Genomic DNA, 17,949 nt, shown 5'->3' with positions numbered 1-17,949 from the left:
CTCAGCGCTGAGGAACGGTGCAGGTGACCTGGGCGGCCGACTGTCCGGGGATGCTGGAGGGCAGCTCCACCGCCGGCGCACCGGGATCGACCGGCGCTGCGGACGGGTCGGTGGTCGCCCCATCCACGGGCTCCTCGGGCGCGACGGGGTTCTGCGCCTCGCCGGTCACCTCGACGCCGAACCCGCCGCTCGCGTCGCCGGTGAGCTGCAGCGGCGCGTTGGCGTTGAGCGCGGCGAAGAGCTGGTCGGCGGCCGAGGTGATCGGGCGCACCCCATCCCCCTCGTAGTACGTGGGGTACTGCACGAAGACGATGTCTTCGAACGGGATGCCCTTGAGCGCCATCGCGATCTGCACCATGGTGTTCGGGTTCGCCAGCCCCGTGTCGAGCACCAGCTGCTTCTCGCGCACCTGGTCGAGCGCGGTGCCGGCGAAGTTCAACAGCGTGCCGGCATCGCCGAACACCGCGTCGCTCTGCAGCTTCCGCACGAGCGACGACATGAACTGCTGCTGGTTCGAGATGCGTCCGAGATCCGACCCGTCGCCGATGCCGTGGCGGATACGCAAGAACTGCAGCGCCTGCACGCCCTGCAACGTGTGCGTTCCCGCGGTGAGCGCGAGCCCGGTGTGCCGATCGGAGATGTCACCCGACAGGCATACGTCGACGCCGCCGACGGCATCCGACATGTTGATGACGCCGGTCCACCGGATGGCGGCGGCGTAGTCGATGTCCTCGCCCGTGAGCTCTTCGACGGTGCGCACCGAGCACGCGAGACCGCCGTACATGTACGACGCGTTGATCTTCTCGGTTCCGCCGCCGAACGTGCCGCCGTCGGCCTTCTCGCACTCGGGGATCGACACGTAGGTGTCGCGCGGGATGGAGACCACCGTGACACGGCGCGGCTCGTCGCTGATGTGCACGAGCATGGTGACGTCGTTGCGCTCACCGCCGTCGTCGTCGATGCCGCACCGCGGGAAGAGCGCCAGGTCCTGGCCTTCGCACGAGTCGGTGCCCACCAGCAGCAGGTTGACCCCGCCCTCGATCTCGCCCATCGAGGGCGGGGCCTGACCCTCCGGGTTGATGTCGACGGCGTTGTCGCGGACGGTCGCCGCCGCATCCCACACGTGATAGCCGACGACACCCGTCAGGGCGACGACGCCCACCACCACGGCCACGCCGATCAGCGACACCAGCTGCATCAGCGGATGGGGCGAGCGCAACCGCGCGTGCCGAGCCACCGGACCCCGGCCGCGCCGAGGATCAGACGACATCAGCGCAGATTTCCGTTCGAGCACGTCTCTTCGGCCGCCGTCTGACCCGCGATCGCCGACGGCAGCACGGCGACGTCAGCCGGCACCGAGGGATCAGCCACGTCGGCTCCCTCGGTGGGCTCCACCGTTTCGGTGCCGTCGGTCGGGACCTCGGGGGTCTCCGGCGTGATGACGACGGTGCCGTCGCCCTGGCTGGTGGTGCCGGTGAGCTGCAGCTGCTGGTTGGCCTCGAGCGCGGCGAAGAGCGCGTCGGCCGCGTCGTAGTTGGGCACCACGCGGTTGGCGTCGGCCGGGTCGGTCAGCGTGGGGTACTGCAGGAAGACGATGTCGTCGAACGGCACGTCCTTGATCGCGAGAGCGATCTGCACGAGCGTCAGCGGGTTGGTGAGGCTCTGGCTCGGGGTGATGTTGTCGACCGTCACCGTCGCGAGCTTGGAGAGCGTGCCGACGTTCGAGAGCACGTCGTCGCTCACGATCTTGCGAGCCAGCCGCGACATGTACTGCTGCTGGTTCGAGATGCGACCCAGATCGCCGCCGTCGCCGACGCCGTGACGGGTGCGCAGAAACTGCAGGGCCTCGAGCCCCTGGATCGTGCGGTTGCCCTCGGGCCAGTCGATGCCGGTGTAGCGGTCTCGGATGCCGTTGGCGATGCAGACCTCCACGCCGCCGATGGCGTTCGTGATGTCGATGACGCCGCCCCACGTGATGGCCGCGGCGAACGGGATGTTCTGCCCGGTGAGCTGAGCGACGGTCTTCGTCGCGCAGTTGAGCCCGCCGTACATGAAGGTCGAGTTCAGCTGCTGCTTGCTCATGGCCGACGTGGTCGAGCCGTCCTCGCGCGTGCAGGAGGGGATCGGCAGCATGAGGTCGCGCGGGAAGGAGATGACCGTGACGCGGCGCGGGTTGTCCGAGATGTGCAGCAGCAGGTTGACGTCGTTGAGCTCGCCCTCCGAGTCCGCGCCGGTGCAGCGGTCGCCGAAGTACTCGGCGAACTCCGGCTCGCACGCGTCGGTGCCGGCGAGGAACAGATTGACGCCGCCCTCGATCTCGCCGATGTTCGGCGGCACGGCCGCCTGACCCTCGAGCGTGACGGCGTCCTCGGTGAAGCTCGTCGCGAGGCTCAAGAAGTTGTAGCCGACGACACCGATGCCGGCGACCAGCACCACGGCCAGCGACACCGACAGGATCTTGAAGAACTGGGAGACCGGATGCGGCGAGCGCAGCTGGCCGTGCCGTGCCACCGTACGGCGGCGCGCGGTGCGGTTCGGGCTCACTCGGGTCCTCTCGTAACGGAAGAGCGCCTTCCCCTCCCCCAGGGCGGGTCTCGGCGCGTACGGGCGAACCGGGAACCTGCGGAGGGTGTGGGATTCGAACCCACGGGACATTTCTGCCCACCAGTTTTCAAGACTGGATCCTTCGGCCGCTCGGACAACCCTCCCGAGAACACCGGGCGACCGGCATCCATCGAACGAGCCCCGAGTCTAGTCGACAGCACTCGCCGCCATTGTCGCAACGACGTCTGAGCGGGTGCTGAACGACGCGCCCGCAACGGCCACTCCCGATCAGAGCCCGCGCAGCACCGCCGCGACACCGCCGTCGATGACGGAGGCGGTCACCTCGCCCGCCGCATCGCGGACCTCTTGCGGCCCCTGGCCCATGGCGACCGCGCGCCCGCCGTTCTCGCGCGCCCAGGCGAACATGCCCACGTCGTTGCGGCCGTCGCCCATGACGAGGACCTGCGCGGGGTCGATGTCGAGCCAGTCGCGCACGAGAGCGAGCGCGGTGCCCTTGTCGACGCCCTTGGGGGCGATGTCGAGCCAGGCGGTCCAGCCCACGGCGTACGACACCTGGTTGAGACCGACGCGGGCCACCATCTCGACGAAGTCGCGTTCGTCGTGCTCGGGCGAGACGACCACGACGCGGGTCACGGGCTGACGCGCGAGATCTTCGAAGGCCACCCTGTCGGCGCGGTCGAGGTTCCAGTCGTCCATGTAGTCGGTGTACTCGCGGCGACCGTCCGGCAGCTCCACGAGGTAGTGCGCGTCGGGCAGCTGCACGCGCAGCAGCTGCAGCACCTCGCTCGCGTCGAAGGTCTCGATGTGGCGACGCTCGTACGTCAGGGGCACCGCATCCGCGGCGCTCGTGCGCGCCATGATGACGGCGCCGTTCGAGCAGACCGCGAAGTCGGGCGCGATCGACAGCAGCTCCTGGATGCCGCGGGTCGCCTCCCAGCTGCGGCCCGTCGCGAGCATCACCTCGTGTCCGGCGCGGCGCGCGTGCGCCACGGCCTCGACGATGCCGGGGCTCGGGGTCTCGTCCTCGAGCAGCACCGTGCCGTCGATGTCGAGCACGACGAGCATCTGCCCGACCTCGGCGCGGTCGGCGGCGACGTCCTCGACGAGCGCGGCGGCCTCCGCCGGCGTGTCGATCTCGATCTCACCGGTCTCGGGCAGCCCCGCCTCGGTCATGCGATCGGCTCCATGACCTCGAGTCCGCCCAGGAACGGCCGCAGCACCTCGGGCACCGTCACCGATCCGTCCGCGCGCTGGTGGGTCTCGAGCAGCGCGACGATCCAGCGGGTGGTGGCGAGCGTGCCGTTGAGGGTCGCGACGGGTGCGGTCTTGCCGCCGTCGGGCCGGTGGCGGATGTCGAGGCGACGCGCCTGGTAGGTGGTGCAGTTGCTCGTGCTGGTGAGCTCGCGGTACGCGCCCTGCGTCGGCACCCACGCCTCCACGTCGTACTTGCGGGCGGCGCTGGAGCCGAGATCGCCCGCCGCGACGTCGATCACGCGGTAGGCGAGCCCCAGGTCCTGCAGCATCCCCTCCTGCAGCGCGATGAGCCGCAGGTGCTCGTCCTCGGCGTCGGCCGGGTCGGTGTAGACGAACATCTCGAGCTTGTTGAACTGGTGCACCCGGATGATGCCGCGGGTGTCCTTGCCGTACGAGCCCGCCTCGCTGCGGTAGCACGTCGACCATCCGGCGTAACGTTTGGGGCCCGCCGCCAGATCGAGGATCTCGCCCATGTGATAGCCGGCGAGCGGCACCTCGCTGGTGCCGACCAGATAGAGGTCCTGGTCGTCGAGGTGGTAGACCTCGGCGCTGTGCTTGCCGAGGAACCCGGTGCCCTGCATGACCTCGGGACGCACGAGCGTGGGCGGGATCATCGGGGTGAAGCCGGCCTGCAGCGCGCGGTCGAGCGCCAGGTTCATCAGCGCGATCTCGAGCCGCGCACCGATGCCGGTGAGGAAGTAGAACCTGCTGCCCGACACCTTGGTGCCGCGCTCCATGTCGATCGCGCCGAGCTTCTCGCCGAGGTCCAGGTGATCGCGCGCCTGGAAGTCGAAGGTCGGGATCTCGCCGTGGGTGCGGAGCGTGATGAAGTCGTCCTCGCCGCCGGCGGGGACCCCGTCGACGACGATGTTCTCGATCTTCGCGAGCGCCTCGGTCGCGGCCTGCTCGGCCTCGGTGACGGCGACCTGCGCGGCCTTGACCTGATCGCTGAGCTGCTTGGCCTGCGCCACCAGCGCGGCCTTCTCCTCCTTGGGCGCGACGGCGACGGTCTTGCCGTGCGCGTTCTGCGCGGCACGCAGCTCTTCGAAGGCGGTGATCGCGGCGCGACGGTCACGGTCGGCGGCGAGCGCCGCATCCACCGTGTCCGCCGATTCGCCGCGGGCCTCCTGCGAGCGCTTGACGAGGTCAGGGTTGTCGCGGAGCAGGGCGAGATCGATCACCCGTCGAGTCTAGACGCGCCCGGGAAACACGGGGATCGCCCGGTGGTGTCACGAGCACGCCACGCCGTCGCGTCACGGATACTGTGTGACTCATGACGGCGGATGCGGCACCCCCGCGCCGCGCCGCGCTCATCTACAACCCGACCAAGGTCGACGCCGAGCGCCTGCGCGCGCAGGTGCGGCACGCGTCGGAGGGCGCCGGCTGGACCGAGCCGTTGTTCTTCGAGACGCGGATCGAGGACTTGGGCCAGGGCGTGACGCGCGAGGCCCTGAGGGCCGGGGCGGCCGTGGTGCTGGTGGCCGGCGGGGATGGCACCGTGCGCGCCGTGTCGGAGGCCATGGCCCACACCGGCATCCCGCTCACGATCGTGCCCAGCGGCACCGGCAACCTGCTCGCTCGCAATCTGCGCCTGCCCCTCGACGATCCGGAACGCGTGATCGCGACGGCCTTCGACGGCGACATCGCTGAGATGGATGTGGGGTTCGCCGAGCTGCACCAGGCCGACGGCAGTCGCCAGACGCACGGCTTCGTCGTGATGGGGGGCATGGGGCTCGATGCCGCGATGATCGCCAACACGCGCCCCGCCCTGAAGAAGAGCGTCGGATGGGTCGCGTACGTCGACGGCGCCGCGCGCTCCCTCGTCGGCGCGACGCCGTTCCGCATCGTGCTGCAGGTCGATGCCGACCGGCTGCACTCGGCCCGCATCCAGAGCGTGCTCTTCGCCAACTGCGGCTCGCTGCCGGCGGGACTCGAGCTGATCCCCGGCGCCTCTATCGTCGACGGCTCGATGGATGTGGTGCTGTTCCAGCCGACGCACTGGTGGGACTGGCTGTTCGTCTGGCGGCGCGTGGCGTGGGACAACAGCGTGCTGCGGCGCTTCCGCGCCGGGCGGCGCGTGCTGGCGCTGCGCACCCGCGACAACGCGGTGCGCTACCAACGCGGCCGCACGCTCGAGGTCGCCGCCGCCGGCGCGCGGCCTGTGCAGCTCGACGGCGACGAGTTCGGCACCGCCGTGCGGGTCGTCGCCCGCATCGACCCCGCCTGCCTGCGGGTCACCGTGCCGCGCGGCCACGACCTCTCCCGCCTCTGAGCGGGCGGGGGGCGTGCCGGCGGGTGCGGTGAGCCCTGCGTGCGGGCGCGTGTCAAGCCTGCGGGGCAGGGCGGGGGCGTCCGGGCAGGATGACGGAGTGAGTTCTCCCTCGATCGTGTGGTTCCGTGACGACCTGCGGCTGGCCGACAACCCGGCGCTGCGCGCCGCGCTCGATCGGGGCGAGCCGGTGATCTGCCTGTACGTGCTGGACGAGGAATCCGCCGGTGTCCGCCCGCTCGGCGGGGCCGCACGGTGGTGGCTGCACCACTCGCTCGCATCGCTCGCCGAGCGCATCGGCGAGCGCGGGTCGGTGCTGGTGCTGCGACGGGGAGCCGCCGCATCCGAGGTGCGCCGCGTCGTCGCCGACACCGGTGCGGGCGCGGTGTTCTGGAACCGCCGCTACGGCGGGCCCGAACGCGAGATCGACGCGGAGCTGAAGGCGGGGCTGCGGGAGGACGGACTCGAGGTCGGCTCGTTCGCGGCGTCGCTGCTCTTCGAACCGTGGACCGTCCGCACCGGCGGCGGCACGCACTTCTCGGTCTTCACCCCGTTCTGGCGGGCCTGCCTGCACCTGCCGGCGCCGCGGCATCCGCTGCCCGAGCCGCGCGAGATCGCCGGACCGGACGCCCGCATCGACTCCGACGCGCTCGACGATTGGGCGCTGCTGCCGACCCGGCCCGACTGGGCCGGCGGCCTGCGCGAGAGCTGGGAGCCCGGCGAGCCGGCTGCCCGGGCGCGCCTGCGCACCTTCCTGCGCGACGATCTGGCCGACTACGACATCGCCCGTGACGAACCCGCATCCGGCGTGACGTCGGGACTCTCGCCGCGCCTGCGCTGGGGCGAGATCAGCCCGCACACGGTGTGGCACGAGACGATGGCCTCGGGCGGGGATGCGGGCCGCTTCCTGTCCGAGATCGGATGGCGCGAGTTCGCCTGGCACACGCTCTTCCACGCACCCGACCTGGCCGAGGTCAACCTGCGGCGCTCGTTCGACGCCTTCCCGTGGCCGCGCCTCTCGCCCTCGCACCTCGAGGCCTGGCAGCGCGGGCGCACCGGCATCCCCCTCGTGGACGCGGGGATGCGGGAGCTCTGGCACACCGGGATCATGCACAACCGGGTGCGCATGGTGACCGCGTCGTTCCTCATCAAGAACCTGCTGATCGACTGGCGCCACGGCGAGCAGTGGTTCTGGGACACGCTCGTCGACGCCGACGCCGCGAGCAACCCGTTCAACTGGCAGTGGGTCGCCGGGTCCGGGGCGGATGCGGCGCCGTACTTCCGCATCTTCAACCCCGAGACCCAGGCGCAGAAGTTCGACGCGCACGGCGCCTACATCGGTCGGTGGGCTCCGGACTCGCGGTCGATCGAGCCTCTCGTCGACCTGAAGGAGAGCCGCAAGGCGGCGCTCGACGCCTACGACGTGGTCAAGCGCTCCGGCTGATCAGTCCCAGGGGTCGGTCGGGTTGCCCGCATCGAGCAGGGCGAGTACTTGCTCGATCTCGTCGGCGATGCGCTGCTCGTGACCCTGCAGGTCCTGCAGCACCAGATCGAGGTTCGTGGCACCGTTCGTGACGTCCCACGAGAGGTTCTTCAGCAGTTCGTGGAGCAGCCAACGCAGCCGCGCCCATTCCGTGCCGGGGCCGCGGGCCCCGATGCCGATCGAGGCGTCGCGCATGACGCTGCTCATCGACGCAGACAGAACCGCCGTCGACACGGCGGTCAGCTCGCCCGCGATCGTCGGCAGGTAGGTCTTGGTGATCTCGGCGATCAGCGCAGGCTGGTAGGCGATCACGTCGTCGGGGTCGGCCGGATCGTTGCGCACGCCGGGCACCGACAGATCGTACGAGGACTGGTCGGCGGCGATGTTCGCAAGGTTGTCATTGAGGTTCGTCTGCAGCTGCGACTCCTCATCCGCGATGCTCTGGTTGAGGGCGGCGAGCGCGTCCTCGAACGACGCGATGACGGCTTCGGCGTCCGCGCCCGAGATCTGCTCCTCGCTCGACCCGGCGGGCGTGCCGCTCAGGATCTCGATACCGAGGCTGCCCACCTCGAGCACCGCTCCCGCGCCCGGCAGGAACACCTTGGCGCCCTTCACGGCCCAGCCCGCCACCTCGAGCACTGCATTGAGGTTGCCGCTCGAGCCCGAGTCGGCGAGGCTCTGCGACGCGTCGCGAGCGGCGGCGACGATGTCGGCGACCCCACTGCGAGCCGCCTCCCACAGCCCCTCCTCGGCCGCCAGCGCACTGCCGAGGACGAGCGAGATACCGTGCTGCCCGCCGATGACCGGGCCCAGTTGGGCGAGGAAGTTGGACTTGAACGCGGCGATCGCCGTGCCCGACATGGCCGAGCTGTTCTCGATCACCAGCGAGATGTTGCCCGGGATGATGCCGGCACCGCTCTGGCCGCCCGCCGACGCCGCCGCGGCGCCCGAGAGCCGACGCGTGATCTGGCGGCATTCCTCGACCTCGGGAGTGAGATCGGCCGGGTCGGGCAGGGTGAGCCACGGCTCGATGGCGGTGTCGATGCGGGAGCGGATGGAATCGAAAGCCGCCGTCCACTGCTCGTCCTGAGACCCGCCGGTGAACCACTCGGCGATGAAGTTGTCGCTCGACCAGTCGCCGCCGCCCTCGCCGTCGGGACCCGGCCGGGTCACCTTGGTGTGGGTGCTGCTCGAGTTGATCTCGTAGTGGTCCCCGTCGATCGTCCACGCGTACGGCTGGGTGCGCATGTAAGCATCGATCGCTGCGCGCTTGAACTCGCGGACGAGTCCGGGGAGCTCGCTGTACTCAGCCATCGGCGGGGATCCTCTCGGGTGACGCGACGAAGGGGCGGCGCGAGCGGGCGGCAAGCGCGAGCGCGCTGCCGAAGACGGCGATGAGGACCATCCAGGTCGCGCGCTGCTGCTGGGCGGCGCCGCAGGCCGCCTGCACGCTCGCGGAGACGGCGGACATCTGCTCGGCCGTCGGGGACTCGCCCTCGTCGAGGTAGCCGACCGCGACGAGCCATTCCTCGGCAATCTCGTTCTGCTGCGGCGTGAGATTCTGCACGAGGCTGATGCCCTCGACAGGTGCGAGAACCGCCCGACATTCGAGCGACCCCACCCAGTTCGACACGGAAGCCGATGTCGGAGCCACCCCTAACCAGGCCACAGCAGCCACCGTCACCACTGCCACGGCCGCACTCAACCAGCGCATCTTTCCCCCTCGCGTCCGCTCCACCGTATTCCTCATCGCGCGATGGCCGGGGAATGCTTCCACAGGTGGTCCGGTTGCGATAAGTGATGAGCATCGAACTTTCCGTCCTCGACCTGATCCCCGTTCGCACGGGCCAGACCAGCGCGCAGGCCATCGCCGCATCCCTCGACCTCGCCCAGCACGCCGACCGGTCGGGCATCGCCCGCTACTGGTTCGCCGAGCACCACAACATGCCGGCGGTGGCCTCCACATCCCCGCCCGTTCTGATCGCCGCGGCGGCCGCGCGCACCGAGCGGATGCGGATCGGATCGGGCGGCGTCATGCTGCCCAACCACTCCCCCCTGATCGTCGCCGAGCAGTTCGCCGCCCTCGAGGCGCTCGCGCCCGGACGGATCGACCTGGGCATCGGACGCGCGCCCGGCAGCGACCCCGTGATCACGCAACTGCTGCGTCAGAGCGGCACCACGAGCGACGTCGACCAGTTCCCGCAGCACATCGCCGACATCCTGTCGCTCACGAGCGACACCGGGGCGACGGTGCGCTTCACCTCGGGCGGCACCTACACGGTGCACGCGACGCCCGCCGCGCGCAGCACCCCCACGGTGTGGCTGCTGGGCTCGAGCGACTACTCGGCACAGCTGGCCGCCGCATCCGGCCTGCCCTACGTGTTCGCCAACCACTTCTCGGGCGACGGCCTCGACCGGGCGCTCGCCCTGTACCGCGAGCAGTACCAGCCGAGCGAGGCGCACCCGACCCCGCGCACTTTCGTCACCGCCAATGCGGTGGTCGCGCCCACCGAGGATGAAGCCTGGGCCCGGGCGCTGCCGCAGGTGCGGATGATGTCGCGCCTGCGCTCCGGGCGCCCCCTCATCCCGCTCGAGACGGTGGAGCAGGCGCGGGATGCGGAGGCCTCCGACGGTCTCGGCGAGCACATCGCGCAGAACGCCCGCCGCACGTGGTTCATCGGTGCGCCCGAGCGCGTCGCCGGCGAGCTCACGGCGTTCGCCGAGCGCCACGGGGTCGACGAGATCATGATCTCGCCGGTCGCGGGAGCGTACGACGCGGAGCCCATGGACACCGCCGGCGGCCGCGCCCAGACCCTCGACCTGCTGACCTCCGCCCTCGCCTGACGCGGCCGTCCCTGCCCTTCGCCCCGGTGCTGCTGGCGCCGGTGGTGGTGCCGGTGGTGGTGCCGGCTCTGCTGATGACTCTGCGGGCCTGCTTGGCCCTGCTTGCCTTGTTCACTCGTCGCAAAAGCGGGGTCCTCACGCCACCGCACCCCGCATTTGCGACGAGTGAAGCGACGTCGCTGGCGCCGGGCGCACTCGGCGCAAAGATAAGGCGTCGCGCTTGCGTGCCCCGTCTTTGCGACGAGCGGGCGGGGCGTCTGAAGCCCACCAAGCTCATTCGTCGCGATAACCGGGTGTCGCGGTCGCGCACCCGGCACTTGCGACGAGTGAGCAGGGTGTCTGGAGCCCACGCAAGGCTTACTCGTCGCGAATGCGGGGTGTTGCGTCACTGCACCCGGCATTAGCGACGAGTGAGCGGGATGTGGCGGCGCCCCCATGTTCACTCGGCGCAGGTGCAGGGTGCTACGGGCGGGGACCCGGCTTTTGCGACGAGTGAACAGGGCGCGCGGCACCCGCGGCACGCGGCACACCCGCGTTGCGCAGGGCGCGCGGCACACGCGGCGCGGGGGCGGGTCAGGACTCGGGTTCGCCGCTGACGAGACCGCGCAGCCAGTCGCGGGCCTCGACGAACACGTCGTCGGAGTAGCGGTCGGGGTACCGGTTGATGGCGCGGTCGGCGCGGGGGTACGAGCCGAGGAAGATCATCTTCGGGCTGAAGCGGCGAAGGCCCAGCAGGGCGTCCGCCATCCGCTCGTCGAGCACGTGCCCGTCGGCGTCGATGACGAACCGGTACCGGCCGAGCGCGTCGCCGATGGGGCGGGATGCCAGCAGGCTCAGGTTGATGCCGCGAGTGGCGAACTGCTCCAGCATCTCGAGCAGGGCGCCCGGGTGGTCGTCGGGCAGCTCGACGATGAGCGACGTCTTGTCGGCGCCGGTCGGCGCGGGCGGCGCCACGGTGCGGGCCACGAGCACGAAGCGCGTGACGGCGTCCTTCTTGTCGCCGATGCCCTCGGCCAGCAGCTGCAGGTCGTGATGCTCGAGGATGCCGGGGGGCGAGATGGCCGCATCCGCATCGCTCGAACCGTCGATCAGGCCCAGCGCCGAAGCCACGTTGCTGGACGCGGGCAGGTGCGCGTGGGCGGGGAGCTCGCGCCCCAGCCACTGCAGGCACTGCGCGTACGCCACCGGGTGCGCCGCAACGAGCGACACGTCTTCGAGCCGCGTGCCGGGGCGACCCACGAGCACGAAGTTGACGGGCACCAGGTACTCGCCGATGATCCGCACGCCGGGCATCGTGGCCAGGGCGTCCTGCGCCGTCGACACCCCGCCGTCGACCGAGTTCTCGATCGCGATCATCGCCGCATCCGAGCGTCCGTCCACGACGTCGGCGAGCGCCTCGGCGACGTTGCGCACGGGATTCCAGATCTGGCCGCGGGCCTCGGGAACCTGCGCGAGAGCCGCCTCCGTGAAGGTACCCGCCGGCCCGAGGTAGCTGTAGGTGCGGCGAGGAACGGATGCGGTGGTCACGGCCACTCAGCCTAGACCGGGGCGGGCGGCTCGGCGGCGATCCGTCGGCGTCGATCACGCCACGCGCCGACGAACATCCACCCGGCGTACACGAACAGCGCCCCGGCCAGGATCGGAACACTCCACATCCGCATCTCGCTCGAGAGCACCGTGTCCATCCAGCCGAGCCAGGGCAGCGCGTAGACGACCGCGCCGCGGATCTGCACCGCGCGGACGGGCTCGGCGTCGGCAGTCTCGTTCGCGTCGCCCCGGGTGACGAGCGTGCGGTCTCCGTCGTGCACCCCGAAGCCCACGACCCGATGTGTGGCGACCGCGCTCTGCCCCGATTCGAGCTGGAACGTCACGATGTCGCCCACGCGGATGTCGTCGATCGCGGTGGACTGCACGACCACCATCGAGCCGCGCGGAATGGCGGGCTCCATCGAGCCGCCGGTGATCGTGTACCGCTCGGCTCCCGTGACGGCGGGATAGCCGACGACGAGGATGGCGATGGCCGCGACGAGGGCGAAAAGCCCCCACGTCAGCCCCCGCCGCACGAACCAGCCGAGGCTGCGCGCCGACGCGCGGCGCGGCGCGTCGGCGCGCGCGATCGGGATCACCCGTCTTCGGGCTCCGGCGCCGAGGTGCGCGGCAGCTGCGTCAGCGTGAGATCGGACGGGCCGAACTGGATGATCTGGTTCGCCGCGGTCTGATCGGTGCTGTTCTCCGGCCAGACGAGCGTGATGTTGACGCGGCCGGTGTACGAGCCGTTGACGGTGTACACGAGGGGGTCGGCGGTGGGGGTGAACTGCATGTACGTCGTGTCGTTCGACACCGGCTCGACCGTGATGTCGAGCGCGGCCTCGAGCGCTTCCGCGGCGGCGGGCGAGTTCGAGTTGAACTCCAGCGGCGCGATCGTGAGCTGCGCGGGGGTCGTGACGAAGAGGTCGATGAACTGCGAGATGACGATCTCGTCGCCCGGGGCGAAGCCCCGCGCCAGCAACTCGGTCTGGGTGACCTGCTCACCGTTGATGAATCGTTGCTCGCCGTTCGCGATGAAGGAGAACGGCGCGGTGCCGATGTAGGTCGTCCCCACCTCCTGCGTGCTCTGCCAGTAGGCGAGCGAACCGATCCCGCCCCCGAACAGTGCGACACCGGCCGCGACCGCGATGGTGCCCTTGATGACCTTGTTCATGTGATCCCCCTCACAGGTTTCCGTCCGCGCATGATCGCCCGAACACTCGACACGCTACGGACGACCGCCTCGGGTGCGACGGGGTTCCGGCCACCAGTTCCGGTGGTTGACCACACGTGAGCGGTGTGCGGGTGGCGCCATCGCCGCCCATCCGCTCGGTGCTCGAGCAGGACTACTCGCCCGGGAAGCTCATCCCGGCGCCCTGATCGAGGTCGATGGCGATCGCCCGCCCATCCACCACGACCTGCGCCGCGTGCGCCCGCCCGCCCGGCAGCATCCGCCCCACGAAGGTGGCCTGCGCGCCGTCGAGCATGTCGCGCATGCGCTCCACGACCGCCGCGACGTCGCCGTCATCGATCGCGGTGGTTCCCGCGTCGTCGAGGAGCACGACGTCGACGCACCGGATGCGGGCGGCCATGGCCGCATTCGTCAACGGATCGCGCACCAGACGGCCGGCGCGGTACCTGTCGCGCAGACGCCCCTCGATCGCGCCCGCGTGCGCACGCTCTTCGGCGTCCAGCGCCTCGCCCGCGGCGAGCCGGACGAGCGTGTCGCCCGCGAGCAGGTCGATCTCATGGGCGTGGGTTTCGAGCTCGCGGCGCGCGGCGTCGTCCCAGGACCGGCGTCGCGTGGCGCGCAGTGCCCGGAGCGCGTAGATGCGGATGGCGCGCTGCATCCGCGCCACGGTGACCGCGAAGAGCAGCGCGAATCCCACGATGATCACGGTTCGCACGGCGACGCTCACGAACTGCACGGGCGCGGCATCCCGCAGCACCGCCACGGTCACGAACACCGCCACGAGCACGACGAACGCCCCACCGGCGATGGCGGGTCGTCCGCGCAACGCGATGACGGCGAGAACGAGACCGGCGGCCGGCACGAACCACGCCGTTCCGTACGTGAGCGCCTGGGTGGTGCCGGCGAGCGCGACGAGCGCCGCGCCGACGACCACCGCCGAGCCCGCGGCCGCGCGGCGCACGCTCAGATCGGTGCGGGGCCGCAGGCGCAGGATGGCAGCGGCGGCCAGCAGCCCCGCGAGCGCGACGACGGGCACCCATGCGGCGCTCGCCGTGGTCACGGCGACGGCGACGGCGGCGACGACCGACTGCGTCGCCAGGAACAGGGCGCCGATCGCACCCAGCCCGCCGAACAGAGGCGCCGTCGGATGCGTCGGCAACTCCTCCTCCGACGTCGCGTCCACCGGATGCCAGGTGAGCGTCACGGTCGTGCCGACGCCCGAGGCGGAGCGCACCTCGGCACGGCCACCGGGGAGGGCCGCCATCGCGCCCACGATGCTGGTGCGGGTCCCGAGCCGGCCGGGCGTGGGACGCGCCGGGTCGAATCCGACACCGTCGTCGGCGACCTCGACGCGCATATGGGTCTCGTCGCTCACGATGCGCACGCTGAGCCGACTGAGCCCGGCGTGCTTCCGGCTGTTGTCGAGGGCTTGCCGCATCGCCCGGGCGAGCACATCCACCGCAGCCGCATCCGCGGTGACCGCGGCCGCGCCGCGATCGACCTGCACCTCGGCCGCGTACTCGCGGGCAATCGCCTCCAGGTCGGCCTCGCCGGTGCCCGTGGCCCGGTCGGCGTCGACAATCCGGGTCGCACGGTCGGCCTGCCGCCGCAGGGCCTCGGCCGATCCCGGCGCCCCGTCGGCCGCGCCGCGCAGGGCCGCCAGCACCTCGTCGTGCACGAACGCCGCGGCGCGGGCGCGGGCGGCCAGCTGTCCGCGCGCCGACGACTCGGCGGCACCGGCGATCTGTGCCTGCGCCGCGGCCGCGTCGACGTCGCGACCGACCTCCAGCAGCCGGGCACCGAGCAGGCATACCGCGGATGCCGTGACGAGCGCCTGCGAGTCGTTGGCCAGCCCGGTGAGGTTGTAGCCACCGAGCCCGATGCGATAGACCACGACCAGCACGAGCCACACCCCGACGACGGCCCATCCCACCCGGTGACCGCCCGCGACGACGGCGGCCATCACGACCCCGCCGATCGCCGTGAGCGACCACGGCAGCACGCCGACCGGAGGCGTCGCCCCCACCAGACCGCTCGCCGGTGCGAAGAGGAGGAGGGCCGCCAGGAACAGCGCCACCCCCACCGCGCTGCCCACGCGCAGCACGCTGGCGCGCGCCCACCGCGCCACGGCGCCCGTCAGCATCAGGACGACGAACGCCGAGAATGTCAGCCCCGCGTGCCACGGCGGCACCACGATGCGGCCGGTGGGGTCGGCGACGGCGAGCGCGACGACCACCGACACCGCGATGGATGCGGCGACGCCGACGATGAGCACGCGGCGGGCGGTCAGCTCCGCCGGCGCCCGGTCAGTCACGGTGCGGGGCGGGCAGGAACCCGTCTTCGATGCCGCGCTGGTAGAGCTCGACCTTGGTCGCGGCGGGCCGACCCAGCTGCTGGTACACGGCCCGGATGCGGCGGAGGTGGTCGTTCACCGTGTTCTCGCTGACGAAGAGCGCCGACGCGACCTGCTTGGCCCCCATCCCGGCGGCGTACAGGCCCAGCACCTCGCGCTCGCGCGCGGTCAGCGGCGCCCCGTCGAGCACCGGGTCGGTGTCGAGGGCCGACGCCCACTCCGCGCTCGGCACGTGCTCGCCGCGGGCCGCATCGCGGATGGCGGCGATGAGCGAGGCGCCGGGCGCCGACTTGCGGACGATGCCGAGCGCGTCGGTGCGCGACGCCTCGCGAACGAGGTAGGGGTTCTCGGCGGAGGTGAGCACGAGCACGTGGGCTCCCCATCCGCGGATCGCCGTGACGTTCTCGCCCGGCGTCGATCCGTCGCGGAGGCTCAGATCGAGCACGACGAGATCCGCATCCGGCATGGCGCGCACCAGGTCGGCGACGTTGCGCTCGTGGCGGATGAAGAGGAGGTCCTCGGTCTGATCGACCAGACCCCGCACGGCCAATGCCACGAGTTCGTGGTCGTCGACGATCGCGACGCGCAGCGCATCCGGCATCCGGCGGTTCCTCCCCAGGCTCCCCGCTCCGACCATAGCGAGCACGAAGGGTACGGACGCGCATTATTGCGAACGTGACCCCACGCGTCCTCGGTGACAGACTGAACACATGAGCCGCGCCGGACAGCCCGCAGAACCCTCTGACCTCATCGACGTCGACGAGCTGATCGCCGCCTACTACGACCTCGCGCCGGATGTGTCGGTGCCCGCGCAGCGCGTCGTGTTCGGCACCAGCGGCCACCGCGGGTCGAGCCTGTCGACGAGCTTCAACGAGAACCACATCCTCGCCACGACGCAGGCGATCGTGGACTACCGTGCCGGCCAGGGCATCCACGGTCCGCTGTTCCTCGGCCGCGACACGCACGGCCTGTCGCTGCCCGCCGAGCGGAGCGCGATCGAGGTGCTCGTGGCGAACGGCGTGGATGTGCGCGTCGACGCCCGCGACTCGTGGGTTCCGACCCCCGCGCTCAGCCACGCCATCCTCGCGTACAACCGCGAGCGCGCGTCCGACGACCCCGGCCGCGCCGACGGCATCGTCGTGACCCCGAGCCACAACCCTCCCCGCGACGGCGGCTTCAAGTACAACCCGCCGCACGGCGGCCCGGCCGACACCGACGCGACCTCGTGGATCGCGGAGCGCGCGAACGAGTTGATCGCAGCGGGCCTGGAGGGCGTCCAGCGCACGCGGTACGCCGACCTCGACGCCGAGGCGCTCGAGCAGTACGACTTCCGCGAGGCGTACGTGCGCGACCTCGACGCCATCATCGACATCGAGGCGATCAAGAAGTCCGGCATCCGGATCGGCGCCGACCCGCTCGGCGGTGCGTCCGTCGAGTACTGGTCGCTGATCGCCGAGCACTACGGCCTCGACCTCACCGTCGTGAACCCCGACGTCGACCCGACCTGGCGCTTCATGACGCTCGACTGGGACGAGAAGATCCGGATGGATCCGTCGTCGCCCAACGCGATGGCGGCGCTCGTCGCCCGCCGTCACGAGTACGACCTGCTCACCGGCAACGACGCCGACGCCGACCGCCACGGCATCGTCACCCCCGACGCGGGCCTGATGAACCCGAACCACTTCCTCGCGGTCGCGATCGACTACCTGTTCTCGCACCGGCCGGGATGGCCCGCCGAGGCCGCCGTCGGCAAGACGCTGGTGTCGTCGATGATCATCGACCGCGTCGTCGAGTCGCTCGGCCGCGAGCTCTACGAGGTGCCGGTCGGTTTCAAGTGGTTCGTTCCGGGGCTGCTCGACGGCTCGGTCGCGTTCGGCGGCGAGGAGTCGGCGGGTGCATCGTTCCTCCGCCAGGACGGCACCGTCTGGACCACCGACAAGGACGGCATCCTGCTGTGTCTGCTGGCCGCCGAGATCCTGGCCGTCACCGGCAAGTCGCCGTCGGAGCGGTACGCCGAGCTCGAAGACACCTTCGGCGCCTCGGTCTACCAGCGCGTCGACGCGCCCGCGACGCCCGCCCAGAAGGCGGCGCTCGCGAAGCTGTCGCCGGATGCGGTCGCCGCCACCGAACTCGCCGGCGAGGAGATCATCGCCAAGCTGTCGCACGCGCCCGGCAACGGGGCCGCGATCGGCGGCCTCAAGGTCGTCACGGCCGACGCGTGGTTCGCCGCCCGCCCCTCCGGCACCGAGGACGTCTACAAGCTCTACGCCGAGTCGCTGCGCGGCGACGCCCACCTGCGCGATGTGCAGGACGAGGCCCGCGCCGTGGTCTCCGCCGCCCTCTCCGACGCCTGACCCCGCCCGCGGGCCCGGGCCGCCGCCGGACCCGCGGCTGGACCCGCGAGACAGCAGTTTCGCGCCGAGACGGTGGGTTTAACCCACGGTTTCGGCGCGAAAGTGCTG

15 protein-coding genes and 1 tRNA gene are annotated in these 17,949 nt (G+C 71.2%); 4 read left to right on the top strand and 12 right to left on the bottom strand.

Going from position 1 to position 17,949, the window contains the following annotated elements:
* Position 1 precedes the first annotated feature (1 nt).
* The 5 genes from AB0N73_RS11810 to serS all read right to left on the bottom strand — a co-directional run bounded on the left by AB0N73_RS11810 (position 2) and on the right by serS (position 5,000).
* Entirely contained in the window at positions 2-1,270 is a 1,269-nt protein-coding gene (locus AB0N73_RS11810; protein WP_363563652.1) for an LCP family protein, read from the bottom strand.
* Positions 1,270-2,544, bottom strand: coding sequence for an LCP family protein (locus tag AB0N73_RS11805; RefSeq protein ID WP_363563650.1), 1,275 nt, complete (start codon positions 2,542-2,544; stop codon positions 1,270-1,272). Before AB0N73_RS11805 ends, AB0N73_RS11810 begins: the two co-directional genes overlap by 1 nt.
* 79 nt (positions 2,545-2,623) lie before the next feature.
* Positions 2,624-2,708, bottom strand: a tRNA-Ser gene (locus AB0N73_RS11800).
* A gap of 124 nt (positions 2,709-2,832) precedes the next feature.
* A complete protein-coding gene (locus AB0N73_RS11795) occupies positions 2,833-3,738 on the bottom strand; it encodes an HAD family hydrolase (protein WP_363563648.1) in 906 nt (301 codons plus the stop codon).
* Entirely contained in the window at positions 3,735-5,000 is a 1,266-nt protein-coding gene (gene serS / locus AB0N73_RS11790) for a serine--tRNA ligase (protein WP_363563646.1), read from the bottom strand. The genes AB0N73_RS11795 and serS overlap by 4 nt, the downstream gene beginning before the upstream one ends.
* 92 nt (positions 5,001-5,092) lie before the next feature.
* On the opposite strand from serS, the gene AB0N73_RS11785 reads away from it, so the two are divergent.
* Together AB0N73_RS11785 and AB0N73_RS11780 are read left to right on the top strand one after the other, a co-directional pair.
* A complete protein-coding gene (locus AB0N73_RS11785; protein WP_363563644.1) occupies positions 5,093-6,091 on the top strand; it encodes a diacylglycerol kinase family protein in 999 nt (332 codons plus the stop codon).
* Positions 6,092-6,188: 97 nt separating this feature from the next.
* Positions 6,189-7,532 (top strand): deoxyribodipyrimidine photo-lyase, encoded by a 1,344-nt coding sequence (locus AB0N73_RS11780; protein ID WP_363563642.1) that lies wholly within the window; start codon positions 6,189-6,191, stop codon positions 7,530-7,532.
* Here AB0N73_RS11780 and AB0N73_RS11775 read toward each other — a convergent pair whose 3' ends face one another.
* Positions 7,533-8,885 (bottom strand): hypothetical protein, encoded by a 1,353-nt coding sequence (locus tag AB0N73_RS11775; RefSeq protein WP_363563640.1) that lies wholly within the window; start codon positions 8,883-8,885, stop codon positions 7,533-7,535. It abuts the gene before it with no gap.
* The gene (locus AB0N73_RS11770) at positions 8,878-9,264 is read right to left on the bottom strand and encodes a hypothetical protein (RefSeq protein WP_363563638.1); all 387 of its coding nucleotides are present in this window, start codon (positions 9,262-9,264) and stop codon (positions 8,878-8,880) included. The genes AB0N73_RS11775 and AB0N73_RS11770 overlap by 8 nt, the downstream gene beginning before the upstream one ends.
* A gap of 107 nt (positions 9,265-9,371) precedes the next feature.
* Here AB0N73_RS11770 and AB0N73_RS11765 point away from each other — a divergent pair, with 107 nt between their 5' ends.
* Entirely contained in the window at positions 9,372-10,415 is a 1,044-nt protein-coding gene (locus AB0N73_RS11765; protein WP_363563636.1) for an LLM class flavin-dependent oxidoreductase, read from the top strand.
* A gap of 573 nt (positions 10,416-10,988) precedes the next feature.
* Here AB0N73_RS11765 and pheA read toward each other — a convergent pair.
* The 5 genes from pheA to AB0N73_RS11740 all read right to left on the bottom strand — a co-directional run bounded on the left by pheA (position 10,989) and on the right by AB0N73_RS11740 (position 16,088).
* Positions 10,989-11,942 (bottom strand): prephenate dehydratase, encoded by a 954-nt coding sequence (gene pheA / locus AB0N73_RS11760; protein ID WP_363563634.1) that lies wholly within the window; start codon positions 11,940-11,942, stop codon positions 10,989-10,991.
* Positions 11,943-11,953: 11 nt separating this feature from the next.
* Positions 11,954-12,541: a signal peptidase I gene (locus AB0N73_RS11755; protein ID WP_363563632.1), complete on the bottom strand. Its 588-nt coding sequence runs from the start codon at positions 12,539-12,541 to the stop codon at positions 11,954-11,956.
* Positions 12,538-13,116, bottom strand: coding sequence for a hypothetical protein (locus tag AB0N73_RS11750; RefSeq protein ID WP_363563630.1), 579 nt, complete (start codon positions 13,114-13,116; stop codon positions 12,538-12,540). The genes AB0N73_RS11755 and AB0N73_RS11750 overlap by 4 nt, the downstream gene beginning before the upstream one ends.
* Positions 13,117-13,288: 172 nt before the next feature.
* Positions 13,289-15,448 (bottom strand): ATP-binding protein, encoded by a 2,160-nt coding sequence (locus AB0N73_RS11745; RefSeq protein ID WP_363563628.1) that lies wholly within the window; start codon positions 15,446-15,448, stop codon positions 13,289-13,291.
* Positions 15,441-16,088: a response regulator transcription factor gene (locus tag AB0N73_RS11740; protein WP_363563626.1), complete on the bottom strand. Its 648-nt coding sequence runs from the start codon at positions 16,086-16,088 to the stop codon at positions 15,441-15,443. Before AB0N73_RS11740 ends, AB0N73_RS11745 begins: the two co-directional genes overlap by 8 nt.
* A 109-nt stretch (positions 16,089-16,197) precedes the next feature.
* Between AB0N73_RS11740 and pgm the strand changes: the two genes are divergently transcribed.
* On the top strand, positions 16,198-17,841 hold the full coding sequence (gene pgm, locus AB0N73_RS11735) for a phosphoglucomutase (alpha-D-glucose-1,6-bisphosphate-dependent) (protein WP_363563624.1): 1,644 nt from the start codon (positions 16,198-16,200) through the stop codon (positions 17,839-17,841).
* The last annotated feature ends 108 nt before the right edge of the window (positions 17,842-17,949 follow it).

This window comes from Microbacterium sp. NPDC089189, assembly GCF_040685095.1.
GTDB lineage: Bacteria > Actinomycetota > Actinomycetes > Actinomycetales > Microbacteriaceae > Microbacterium.
The sequence above is the reverse complement of the archived record's forward strand: the minus strand, read 5'-3'. Positions and strand labels throughout refer to the sequence as shown.

Excerpts from the sequence above, each read along its gene's own strand:
- AB0N73_RS11785 (WP_363563644.1), top strand. The coding sequence starts at position 5,093 with ATGACGGCGGATGCGGCACCCCCGCGCCGCGCCGCGCTCATCTACAAC.
- AB0N73_RS11740 (WP_363563626.1), bottom strand. The coding sequence starts at position 16,088 with ATGCCGGATGCGCTGCGCGTCGCGATCGTCGACGACCACGAACTCGTG.
- AB0N73_RS11795 (WP_363563648.1), bottom strand. The coding sequence starts at position 3,738 with ATGACCGAGGCGGGGCTGCCCGAGACCGGTGAGATCGAGATCGACACG.
- AB0N73_RS11750 (WP_363563630.1), bottom strand. The coding sequence starts at position 13,116 with ATGAACAAGGTCATCAAGGGCACCATCGCGGTCGCGGCCGGTGTCGCA.
- AB0N73_RS11775 (WP_363563640.1), bottom strand. The coding sequence starts at position 8,885 with ATGGCTGAGTACAGCGAGCTCCCCGGACTCGTCCGCGAGTTCAAGCGC.
- pgm (WP_363563624.1), top strand. The coding sequence starts at position 16,198 with ATGAGCCGCGCCGGACAGCCCGCAGAACCCTCTGACCTCATCGACGTC.
- AB0N73_RS11765 (WP_363563636.1), top strand. The coding sequence starts at position 9,372 with ATGAGCATCGAACTTTCCGTCCTCGACCTGATCCCCGTTCGCACGGGC.
- AB0N73_RS11810 (WP_363563652.1), bottom strand. The coding sequence starts at position 1,270 with ATGTCGTCTGATCCTCGGCGCGGCCGGGGTCCGGTGGCTCGGCACGCG.